The sequence below is a fragment of the Isoptericola sp. NPDC057391 genome (assembly GCF_042668085.1).
Classification (GTDB): Bacteria; Actinomycetota; Actinomycetes; order Actinomycetales; family Cellulomonadaceae; genus Isoptericola.
Window position 1 is genome coordinate 1 of record NZ_JBHVBO010000145.1, and the last position, 10,903, is coordinate 10,903.

Genomic DNA, 10,903 nt, shown 5'->3' on the forward strand with positions numbered 1-10,903 from the left:
GCGCACCGTCAAGCAGGCCGGGATCGGCGCCACGACGCTCGCCGTCGCCGCGGGGCTGGTGCTGGGCGGCGCCGCGCTGCTGCCCGACGCTCCGCCGCCCCTGCCCGGGCCGGCGACCAGCCCGACGCCGTCGCCGTCCGGCGACCACGACACGCGGGCGGACGACGCACGCGCCGCCGACCTGATCCAGCCCGGGCACCAGCCGGGTTGGCTCGAGGGCACCGGGCTGACGTGCGGCATGCCGGCCGACGACGTTGCACCGGAACGGACCGACCCCTATCGCATGGCCGTCGTCCCGAGCGGCGCCGATCTCGGTGGGGCGACCCAGGAGGACGGGACGGGGGTCGGAGTGAGCACGATCGTGATGACGACCTCGGTCCAGGTGGCCGGTTCGGTTCCGGCCGACGCGGTGCTCCTGGGACCCACCCTGGTCTGGGCGCAGGACGGGCGGGTCGTCGACCTGGGGACCGACCAGACCGAGGCGCCGGTCGAGCTCGTCCCTGGACCGCTGGAGCGCTTCGCCACCGACTCCCCGGCCACGACCTGCGCACCGGACGGCACGAGGGAGGGCCGCACCGCGTATCCTCACCCGCTGCCCGACGGGCACTATCAGGTGCGCGCGTACGGCGTGGCCTGGAGCGACGGCTTCACCGAGGCGACGGTGGTGGCTTCGCCGTCCTGGGTCGACGTCGACCTCGACGCGAAGGGTGCGCACGTGTCCCGCCGGGCCGGCGAAGTCCTGGGGCGCGACGACTGCTCGGCTGCCGGCATCGACGCGGGGGTGCCGGACCTCACCGACGTGGACGAACCGGTGCGCAGCACCGCGTCCGCGCTGCTGACCGCCGCCCTGGAGTGCGACGACGACACCCTGATCGCGCTGGCCGAGGAGGCGGACCGGCACGACCTCAACTGGGGCGGGCAGGGCCCCCGGGCGCTGCTCGAGCTGCCCGGCGGCGAGCGCGACGAGGAGGTGTACGCGATCCTCGCCCGGCTGCTGGCGGGGACGACGCCCTGCTCGGTCGAGGTGACGACCGACGGCGGCCTCGAGCAGATGCACTCGTGGCCGCGCGTGAGCTCCGACGCCTGCCGGTCGACGTCCGAGGACTGGCAGGACGCCGTCGACGCGGGCGCGATCACCTCGCAGGAGGCGAAGGAGATGAGCGCGCAGGGGCCGGACGGGTACACGGGGTGGCGGCTGACCATCGACGGCGACGGGCGGTGGGGGCAGTTCGTCGACGGCTACCTGGGACCGCCGCGCGGCGACTGACGACCTGTCGCGTGGGAGGTTGACGGTCATGCCCGACGTCGTCCCCGCAGCAGCCCGCGCCCAGTGCGCAGGCCGCCAGGTACGTGCGGCTGGACGAGACGGCGGCGTGGGACGTGGTGCCGGGCGGGCGCTACGTCGTCGTGCGCGACGGCTCGGCGATCGCGTTCACGGTGCCGCCGGCCGCGGGTGCGACGACGCCGTTCACCATCCTCGGCACGCACACCGACTCCACCGGCTTCAAGCTCAAGCCGAAGCCGACCACCGGCCGCGACGGCTGGGTGCAGGCCGGCGTCGAGGTGTACGGCGGTCCGCTCCTGAACTCGTGGCTGGACCGCGAGGTAGAGCTCGCCGGTCGCCTCGGCACCTCCGACGGCGCGGGCGGCACGGTCGAGCACCTGGTGCGCACCGGCCCGCCGTGCGTGCCTTCGCAAGAGACCGCGGCGGCGCGCTGACGCGGAGAGACCGCTCCTCCGCAACCGTTCCATCAACGGTGTCAGCGACGAAGGCGCCGTGCCCCCGCGCCGCGTACCAGACCTGACGGGTCTGCTGCACGGTTGGTGACACACGCCGGGTGGGGCTGTGTGGCACTGCTCGAAGGATGTGTGGCCGACGGCCACGGCTTCTCTGAAGCCGCGCTGAGACCCGGGCGCTCTCCCGCCCATGCCTTCACCTGTGCAATGAATAGGCGTCAGCGGGCCGGCGAGACGTCCCGCGCGGCGAAGTCGGCGACGAGCTGGGCGAAGCGCTCGGGCTGGTCCTCGCCGATCAGCGTGGCGCAGTCCGCCAGCACCTCGAGCCGAGCGTCAGGGTAGAGCGCGGCGAGCCGCGGCCCGTGCGCCGCGGGCATCAGCCGGTCCTTGTCCGCCCACACCACCAGCACCGGCTTGGTGAACGCTCGCCAGCCCTCCGCGAGGCGCAGCAGCTCGGCCCGCCCCGGCGCTCCTCCGGCGAACTTCGCGAAGTCCCGGCGGACCCGCCGGTCCTGCATGGCCGGCGCGAACCAGTCGACGAGCAGGTCGTCCGGCAGCCCCACGACGGACATGCCGCCGTACCCGCTCGGCATACGCCGGAACGCCCGGAGGCGGAACAGCTGCAGCAGCAGCCACATGCCGCCCGGCACGCGCGCGGCCCGGGCCAGCGCCTTCGCCGCCCCGGGCGGGAAGTTGTCGAACGCCTCGCACGCGGCCAGCACCAGCCGCCCGATCCGGTCGGTGCGCCCGTCGTTCGCGAGGAACTGGCCGCCGCCCCAGTCGTTCAGCACCAGCGTGACGTCGGTCAGGTCCAGGGCGTCGAGGAAGTCGCCGAGCAGGCGGGCCATACCGCGCTGGGACAGGTCGGCGTCCGGGCGCATCGGTGTGCGGTGGCCGCCGAGCGGCAGCGTCGGCGTGATCACGCGGAAGCCCGGCAGCAGGGGCACCACCTTCCGCCAGGCGCGGGAGTCCATCGGCGGCCCGTGCCCGAGCAGCACCACCGGCCCGGTGCCGCCGGTGTCCTCGTACGTCACGGGCCCCGCCGCCAGCTCGACGACCGCCATGGTCTCCCCCCCGGGTCATCAGATCGGATCACCAGATTTGATAGATCGTTCTAGTCGTTCACCGTAGGCTGGTCCTATGGCCGCGGCAACCCCTTCACCCCTCCCCCCGCTCCTCGCCGAGCCGCCCGCGGGCGCGGGCACCCGCACCCGGATCCGGCACGCCGCGGCCCGCCTGTTCGCGCGCCGGGGTTACGCCGGCACCGGTCTCAAGCAGATCGCCACGGACGCGGCGGCGCCGTTCGGCTCGATCTACCACTTCTTCCCGGGCGGCAAGGACGCGCTGGCCGAGGACATGATCCGCACCACCGGACCGCAGTTCATGGCGCTCGTGCTCGGCCTGCTCGAGGAGCGCGACGACCCGGTCGACGCCGTCGTGCACGCCTTCGACTCCGCGGCCCGCGACCTCGTGGCGAACGGCTATGCCGACGGCTGCCCCGTCGCCACGATGGCGCTCGACGTCGTGGACACGAACGACACCCTCCGCGGGGCAGCCGCGGACGTCTTCGCTGCGTGGGTCGAGGGCGGCACGGAGTGGTTCTCTCGCCACGTCGCGCCCGACCGGGCCCGTGAGCTCGCCCTCGCCATGGTGATGCTTGTCGAGGGCGCGTTCCTGCTCGCTCGCGTCTCCCGGGACCCGGAGCCCCTGCGGTCCGCCGGGCGGAGCCTGGCAGCGCTGCTCGCCGTGGCCCGCTGACCGCTCGACTCCGGCCCTCGACGGCACAGAAGGGCGGCGTGTCCGCCCCTCGGCCGGCAGCGAGCCCTGGCGTTCGCCTCGTATGGGATGGCGGGGGCCTGGCTGCAGAAGCTGCGCCGGGAGGACCGGCAGGGTGGCGAGGAGCTCGCCAGGATGCGACTGGCGCGCACGAGCACACGCCGAGCGTGCCCTGGAAGGCCTACGGAGTGCCGTACACACTCCTCCATGTCAGCCCTCGCGCGACCGCCGGCGTTGAGCGTTCCTGGCACTACACGCACCCGGATCTGCTCGAACAAACTCGAGAACCAGAACACAGGCGCCCGGGCCACCGCGTCTGCGTGGCCGATGATCGTGCGCGGCTCGCAGGACCTTCGGTCCTCGAGCGTTGTCCAGGTCGGCGTTCGGGAGGGTGGGGGCGCTGGCCGGGTCGGGGCCTGCTGTGAGTGACCAGTCCTCACCCGCTACGGTCATTTGATCGACGGGGACCTCAACTACTACCTGATTCCCCTCCCAGCCGTCGGAGGGCTCCAAGCAGTGCAACTGAGCGCATACTCGCAGTACATGCTTGCGCGGTTCCCCTGAGAGACGTACCAGCGTTTTCTAGGACGTTCTAGGACGGCTGGTTCGCAGCAGGTCAGCGAGGCCGCAGCAGCCGTGGCACTCCCACCCGGGTCTCGACGCCCGGAGACCAGGTGACCACTGGACCTGCCGCCGGAGCGGGTAGTCCCGCCCCGGTGACGATCCCGTTCACCTCGATGCCTGTCGCCGGGGCGGTGCCGACGACGGTGGCGCGGTGCAGCGGCCAGGGTGGGTGCGCGACGGGCACGCGCCAGAGGCGGCCGGCGCGGTCGACGTAGGCGTTCCAGCGGCCGGTCACGGCGGTGAGCCAGCGGCTCGGGGACTCGACCCGTTCGCCCGGGAGGACGGCGAGGTCGATCCTGCCGTGGCCCGGGTGCTGCCCGCGGTACGTGACCATGCTCCCGGAACGCTCCGCCGTCACCGGGAAGCGGTGGTACGGCAGGCCGACCGCCCGCATCGCCCCGACCATGACGGCCCGCGGGCAGAGCAACGTGAAGAACCAGAGGCCGTCCGTGCCGCTCGCCGGGTGCCGCACGTAGGTGCGCACGTTCACCTCGGCGAAGGTGGACCAGCCGGGGGCCGGCGGGAGCACCGAGGCCCTGACGTCGCGCATGACCAGCGGAGTCACGCCGACCCACGCGCTGCCGTCCAGGACGTCGACCTCCAGGCCGCGGGGGAGACGGCGCTGGATCGTGGCCGCTGGGTACGCCCAGTGCAGGAACGTCACCGCACGCCAGGTCTGCCGGCTCGTGACCAGCCTGACCGGGTGCGCAGGGTCGTTCGACGGCATCCGGTTCCCCCTCCGGGCGGAACGGCCCCGACGGGCCGGTGGCGTGTCCTGGTGTCGAGCGTGCCAGGACCGGCGTCTGCTCGCCGCCGCTCGCCGCCCGTGCGAGGAGAGCGGAGCGGGAGGACCATGAATCTGCTCGCGTCGAGCCGCGGCGTGCACCCACAGATCGAGGGGCGCGCCAGGCGCGCGTCCTGGGACGGGAGCGACCCATGTTCTTCCACCGTCAGGAACTGCAGCATCAGGCCACGCCGGACCGGCCGGACGCTGTGTACGCCCGCAAGCTCCAGGAGGTGCTGGGCGGGCAGTACGGCGAGATCACCGTCGCGATGCAGTACGGGTTCCAGTCGTGGAACGCGCACCTGCCGGGCAAGTACCGCGACCTGCTGTACGGGATCGGCGCCGAGGAGTTCGGCCACGTGGAGATGCTCGCGACCATGATCGCGCAGCTGCTGGAGAAGGCGCCGGTGGGTGCTGTCGAGGGGGCGGTGCAGGACGACCCGACGGTCGCCGCGATCGTCGGCGGCACCGACCCGCAGCACGCGATCGTGGCCGGCGCAGGAGCCCGACCGGTGGACTCCAACGGGAACCCGTGGTCGGCCGGGTACGTGACGGCGAGCGGCAACCTGCTGGCGGACTTCACCGCGAACGCGAACGCGGAGATGCAGGGGCGGCTGCAGGTGGCACGGCTGTACCACATGACCGATGACGCGGGGGTGCGTGATCTGCTGGCGTTCCTCCTGGCCCGCGACACGATGCACCAGAACCAGTGGCTCGCGGCCGCGCAGGAGCTCCGCGACGAGGGGGTGGAGGACCTCCCGGTGCCCAGCACGTTCCCGCTCGGCAAGGAGGACCGCGACGTGGCCTACCAGTACATCAACTTCTCCGACGGCGAGCAGGCGTCGGAGGGGTCCTGGGCGAGCGGACCCACCCCGGACGGGAAGGGCGAGTTCGCCTACGTCGCCGAGCCGCCCGCGGGGGTGCCGATGCCGGAGCCCACGAAGCCCGACGAGCGGTTGCACGGCACGGTGCCGGGCGCCACCGCCCTGAAGAAGGCTTCGGGAGCCGTCAAGGACGCGTTCCACAAGGAGTGAGGACCATGACCGCCACACCTGCCACCCCGGCCTCCGGGGCCGCGGCGAACGCTCGCCCCGCGCGGCAGCCGCACCAGTACCTCGCCCTGGCGATCGGGGTCGTCTACCTGCTGGTGGGCATCGTCGGGTTCGCGATCACGGGCTTCGACGACTGGACGGTGCACGACCACTCCCAGACGCTGCTGGGGTTCGCGATCAACCCGCTGCACAACGTGGTCCACCTGGTCATCGGGTTGCTCGGCGTCCTGCTGTGGAACCGGTCGGCCGGCGCACGAACGTACGGGTGGATCCTCGCGATCGGTTACGGGGCCGCGTTCGTCTACGGACTGATCGTCGTGAACGATCCCGACGCGAACCTCCTCAACATCAACGGGGCCGACAACGTGCTGCACATCGTGAGCGCTGTCGCCGGCCTGGCCGTGGCCCTGTGGCCCGCCCGTCGTGGGCTCCCGGGCGACGGCCGGAACCCGGCCGGGCCCTGAACCGGCGCCGACGGCACCGACCGCCCGGCGTCCGATCACGCCGGGCGGTACGGCCTGCCCCCGCGGCCGCCGGGCTCGCCGTGCGCGACCTCGGCGACCCGGTCGCCGGGGCCGTCGTGCTCGTCCACGGCATCGGCGTCTCGGAGCGGTACTTCCGTCCCCTGGCGCGCGAGCTCGCCGTGGACCGGCGGGTGCTCGTGCCCGACCTACCGGGGTTCGGCCAGAGCCCCCGGCCGCGGCGGGCCCCCACCGTCGACGAGCTGGCGGCGCTGCTCGTGAGCGTGCTGCGCCGACGGCGGACCGGGCGGGCGACGGTCGTCGGGCACTCGATGGGTGCGCAGGTGGCGGCCGCGATGCTGCGCGACGCCCCGGACGTCGTCGGTGGCGCCATCCTGGTGGGCCCGGTCGTCGACCCCGGCGCTGCCTCCGCGGCCGCGCAGGCGTGGCGCCTGCTGCGCGACTCGCTCCACGAGCCGGCGCGCGTCAACGCCGTGGTGGGGAGCGACTATCTGCGGGCCGGGCCGCGCTGGTACTCCGCGATGCTGCCCCGCATGCTCGCCTTCGACACCCGCGCGGCGGTGTCAGCGGCCACGGGGCCCGTGCTGGTGGTCCGGGGGCAGCACGACCGTGTCGCCTCGCGCGCATGGTGCCGGATGCTCGCGGGCACGGCGCCGGACGGCGAGCTGCGCGAGGTGCCGGGCGCTGGCCACGTCGCGATGGCGACGGCGCCGCGCCTCGTGGCGGGCTGGGCGCGCGAGCTCGTTCCGGCGGGCGTGTCGGACGGTGACACGTGACGCCCCGTCCGGCCGGGTGGCGGTGCCGGACGGCGCGCCGGGCGGGGTGGTGGGCGGCAGACTATGCCTACGCCCTCGGGCGACAGGTAGGCGGCCTGCTGTCCCGCACGCCGCCCGATGCCTACGAGCGGCCGCGGTCGGAGCGGCGGCCCACGGTGCTGCTGCTGCCCGGGGTGTACGAGAGCTGGCGCTTCCTCGAGCCGCTGGCGCGTGGTCTGCACCGGCACGGGCACCCCGTGCGGGTGGTCGCGCGCTTCGGCCTCAACCGGGGCACCGTCCCCGACATGGCCGACCTCGCCGCCGCCGTCCTGGTGGATGCCGACCTTCACGACGTCGTCGTCGTGGCGCACAGCAAGGGCGGGCTGATCGGCAAGAGCCTGATGGGGCGCGCCGACGTGGGCCACCGCGTCCTCGGGATGGTCACCGTGAACACGCCGTTCTCGGGTTCGCCGTACGCGCGCTGGCTCCCGCTCCGCGCGGTGCGCGCCTTCCTGCCGGACGACGAGGTCCTGGCCGCCCTGGCCGCGCAGCGCGCGGACCACTCACGGATCGTGTCGGTCGCGACCTGCTTCGACCCGCACGTGCCGGGAGGCAGCGACCTGCCGGGTGCCCGGCACGTGCGCCTGGCCACGCCCGGGCACTTCCGGTCCCTCGCCGACCCCGCGCTGCCGGCCGTCCTCCTCCGTGAGGTGCGCGGCTTCGTCCCCGACGGCCGGGAGAGCGCGCACGACGCCGTCTTCTGAGCCGCCTCGACCCTCGACGCCTGGCCGGCCGTGACGAGAGCGCCGAAGAGGGTGCGGGTCGACCGGGAGATGTCGCGGGTCCTCGGCCAGGTTCGCCGACGTCTCGAGCCCGACGAACGAGCAGACGCCGGCGGTGAGGTGTCGGCCCGGTCAACGGGCCGGAGCAGCGTCCCGGTCGGCAGCCATGTCCCCCGTGGCGGGCACGCCGTCGGCGAGGCCGTAGTGGAGGTACACCGTGCCGCTCGGGCCGGCGGCAGGCGGCTCGAGGAGCTTGAGGTTGGTGGGCACCTCCCCACCGTCGAACACCTTCTTCCCGACGCCGAGGACGATGGGGTGGACCCAGAGGTCGATGCGGTCGAACAGCTTCTCGTGCAGGAGCGTCTGGACGAGGTTCAGGCTGCCGACGACGCGCACGTGCTCGTGCCGGTCACGCACCTCCCGCACGGCGGCGGGCAGGTCCGGCCCGAGCTGGGTGGACCCGGCCCACGAGAGGTCGGGGGTGCCGCGGGAGGCGACGTACTTCGGGACGCTGTTGAAGAGCCTCGCGATCTCGCCGTCCGGACCGTCGGCCCTCTGGTGCGGCCAGAAACCGGCGAAGATGTCGTAGGTGCGCCGTCCGAGCAGGAGGGCGTCCGTCCCCTCCGCGTACGCGGCGTCGATCTGCTCCCCGGCGACCTCGTCGATCAGCGGTGCCTGCCAGCCGCCGAACGGGAAGCCGGCCGGGTCCTCGTCGGGTCCGCCCGGCGCCTGGGCGACCAGGTCGAGGGTGGCGAACAGCTCGAGGTGGATGAGTCCCATGGTTCTCCTCCGGAGGTCGTCCAGCCCCGGGATGGTCGGCCGGCTCACGGGGGAGACCGGGGCGGTAGGCGGAACTCATCGGCACAGAAACCTTCCACTGTGAGGTTTTGGGGGTAGGCTCGTCTCGGCTTCCGGCGCGGTGCGGCGTACTTCTGTACGGGCATCGACGGAAGTCTGGACCGCAGACCACGCGAAGGAGCCCCAGATGCCCACCACGTCCGTGCAGCTGTACTCGCTGCGGGATGCCATCGCCGCCGACCTGGACGCCGCCGTCGCGCGCGTCCGCGAGATCGGGTACGAGCACGTCGAGCCGTACGCGTTCGTCGAGCGCGTCGCCGACTTCGAGCGCGCCCTCGCCGCCACCGGCCTCGCCGCGCCGTCCGGCCACGCCGCCGTCATCGACGCCGCCGAGCCGGATGTCGTCTTCGACGCCGCCGCCCGCCTGGGGATCGGGATCGTCATCGACCCGTTCGTCCCGACCGAGCGGTGGCAGACCGCCGACGACGCGAAGAAGCTCGCCGACCGCGTCAACGAGCTCACGGTCCGGGCCGCGGGCCACGGCCTGCGCTTCGGCTACCACAACCACCAGTGGGAGTTCACCAACAAGGTCGACGGTCGTCCGGTGTTCGAGGTCTTCGCCGAGCACCTCGACCCGGAGGCCGTGCTCGAGGTCGACACGTTCTGGGCCACCGTCGGCGGCGCCGACGCGCCCGCCGTGCTCAAGACCCTCGGCGACCGCGTCGTCGCGATCCACGTCAAGGACGGCGAGGTGTCCGGCGACATCGCGACCGTGCTGCCCTCCAGCGAGAGCGCCCTCGACGTCCCGCCCGCACTCAAGGCCGCCTACGAGAACCAGGTCCCCGCCGGGCAGGGCGACGTCGACGTGCCGGCGATCCTCGCCGCCGCGCCGCAGGCCATCCGCGTGGTGGAGTTCGACTCCTACGCGGGCGACGTCTTCGAGGGCGTCGCCGCGTCCCTCGCCTGGCTGCAGGAGAACGACAAGTGAGCCGCGTGGGCGTCGGCATCGTCGGTGCCGGGAACATCTCCACGCAGTACCTCGAGAACCTCACGAAGTTCGCCGACGTCGAGGTGCGTATGGTCGCCGACGTGCTGCTCGACCGGGCCAGCGCCCAGGCCGAGGCCTATGGCGTCGCGTCGTCCGGCACGGTGGCCGAGCTGCTGGCCCGCGACGACATCGAGATCGTCGTCAACCTGACGATCCCGGCGGTGCACGCCGAGGTCGGCCATCAGATCGTCGCCGCCGGCAAGCACGTGTGGAGCGAGAAGCCGATCGCGACCGACCACGCGTCGGCCGCAGCGCTGCTGGCCGCCGCCGAGGAGCAAGGGCTGCGCGTCGCGTGCGCCCCGGACACCGTGCTCGGCGCGGGCATCCAGTCCGCCCTGCGCGCCATCGCTCGCGGGGACATCGGCGAGCCGCTGACGGCGACGACGATGTTCCACGTGCCGGGCCCGGAGGCCTGGCACCCGGACCCCGACTTCCTGTACGCGACGGGCGCCGGCCCGCTGTTCGACATGGGGCCGTACTACGTGACGACCCTCGTGCACGCCCTCGGCGCGGCGTCCCGCGTCCAGGCCGTCTCGTCGAAGTCGCTCGAGAAGCGGACCATCGCCTCCGGCCCGCGCGCCGGTGCGACGTTCCCCGTCGAGGTGCCCACCCACCACGCGGCGCTGATCCAGTTCCGCGGCGGGCAGTCGGCGCAGTCGACGTTCTCGTTCCAGCACGCCCTGCCGCGCGCCGGGTTTGTCGAGATCAACGGCACGACGGGCACGATCGTGCTGCCCGACCCGAACGTCTTCGACGGCGACTCGACGCTGTGGCGCTACGGGCAGGACGAGCCCGAGACGATCGCCGCGACGGGCTCCACCTGGGGCCGCGGGACCGGCGTCGTCGAGCTGGCACGCGCCATCCGCGAGGGCCGCCCCGAGCGGGCGTCCGGCGCCGTCGCGCTGCACGTGCTCGACGTGCTCCTCGCGATCCGCGACGCCGCGGAGTCCGGGACGGCGGTCGACGTCGCCTCCACGGTCGACGCGCCGCCGCCGCTGCCGGAGGACTTCGACCCGGCGGCGTCGACCTTCTGACCGCGCGCCCCGGCCTTCCAGCAAGCGATCC

The 10,903-nt window shown here is 73.5% G+C and carries 10 protein-coding genes and 2 pseudogenes; 9 read left to right on the forward strand and 3 right to left on the reverse strand.

The annotated features are described in order from the left end of the window. Positions 1-1,267: pseudogene (locus ACFUVW_RS16000) on the forward strand (hypothetical protein); the annotation flags it as partial. 56 nt (positions 1,268-1,323) lie between these two features. After that, positions 1,324-1,680, forward strand: a pseudogene (locus tag ACFUVW_RS16005) (M18 family aminopeptidase); the annotation flags it as partial. Between the two features lie 275 nt (positions 1,681-1,955). On the opposite strand, the gene ACFUVW_RS16010 reads toward ACFUVW_RS16005, so the two are convergent. Further along, complete coding sequence (locus ACFUVW_RS16010; protein WP_430572316.1) at positions 1,956-2,801, reverse strand: alpha/beta fold hydrolase; 846 nt, start codon at positions 2,799-2,801, stop codon at positions 1,956-1,958. Positions 2,802-2,877: 76 nt separating this feature from the next. On the opposite strand from ACFUVW_RS16010, the gene ACFUVW_RS16015 reads away from it, so the two are divergent. Next, positions 2,878-3,495, forward strand: a complete 618-nt coding sequence (locus ACFUVW_RS16015) for a TetR/AcrR family transcriptional regulator (RefSeq protein ID WP_430572317.1) — start codon at positions 2,878-2,880, stop codon at positions 3,493-3,495. A gap of 634 nt (positions 3,496-4,129) precedes the next feature. Here the strand turns inward: ACFUVW_RS16015 and ACFUVW_RS16020 are convergent. Beyond that, positions 4,130-4,864, reverse strand: a complete 735-nt coding sequence (locus tag ACFUVW_RS16020) for a YqjF family protein (RefSeq protein ID WP_430572318.1) — start codon at positions 4,862-4,864, stop codon at positions 4,130-4,132. A gap of 209 nt (positions 4,865-5,073) precedes the next feature. On the opposite strand from ACFUVW_RS16020, the gene ACFUVW_RS16025 reads away from it, so the two are divergent. The 4 genes from ACFUVW_RS16025 (at position 5,074) to ACFUVW_RS16040 (ending at position 7,974) form a co-directional block, all read left to right on the forward strand. Further along, entirely contained in the window at positions 5,074-5,955 is an 882-nt protein-coding gene (locus tag ACFUVW_RS16025) for a manganese catalase family protein (protein ID WP_430572319.1), read from the forward strand. Positions 5,956-5,960: 5 nt separating this feature from the next. Then, entirely contained in the window at positions 5,961-6,437 is a 477-nt protein-coding gene (locus tag ACFUVW_RS16030; RefSeq protein WP_430572320.1) for a DUF4383 domain-containing protein, read from the forward strand. 80 nt (positions 6,438-6,517) lie between these two features. Continuing rightward, complete coding sequence (locus ACFUVW_RS16035; RefSeq protein ID WP_430572321.1) at positions 6,518-7,231, forward strand: alpha/beta fold hydrolase; 714 nt, start codon at positions 6,518-6,520, stop codon at positions 7,229-7,231. Continuing rightward, a complete protein-coding gene (locus ACFUVW_RS16040; protein ID WP_430572322.1) occupies positions 7,228-7,974 on the forward strand; it encodes an esterase/lipase family protein in 747 nt (248 codons plus the stop codon). Before ACFUVW_RS16035 ends, ACFUVW_RS16040 begins: the two co-directional genes overlap by 4 nt. 150 nt (positions 7,975-8,124) lie before the next feature. Here the strand turns inward: ACFUVW_RS16040 and ACFUVW_RS16045 are convergent, their stop codons facing one another. Beyond that, positions 8,125-8,772, reverse strand: coding sequence for a dihydrofolate reductase family protein (locus ACFUVW_RS16045; RefSeq protein WP_430572323.1), 648 nt, complete (start codon positions 8,770-8,772; stop codon positions 8,125-8,127). Between the two features lie 205 nt (positions 8,773-8,977). On the opposite strand from ACFUVW_RS16045, the gene ACFUVW_RS16050 reads away from it, so the two are divergent. After that, entirely contained in the window at positions 8,978-9,778 is an 801-nt protein-coding gene (locus ACFUVW_RS16050) for a sugar phosphate isomerase/epimerase family protein (RefSeq protein ID WP_430572324.1), read from the forward strand. Continuing rightward, positions 9,775-10,872, forward strand: coding sequence for a Gfo/Idh/MocA family protein (locus tag ACFUVW_RS16055; protein WP_430572325.1), 1,098 nt, complete (start codon positions 9,775-9,777; stop codon positions 10,870-10,872). The genes ACFUVW_RS16050 and ACFUVW_RS16055 overlap by 4 nt, the downstream gene beginning before the upstream one ends. Positions 10,873-10,903: the final 31 nt, after the last annotated feature.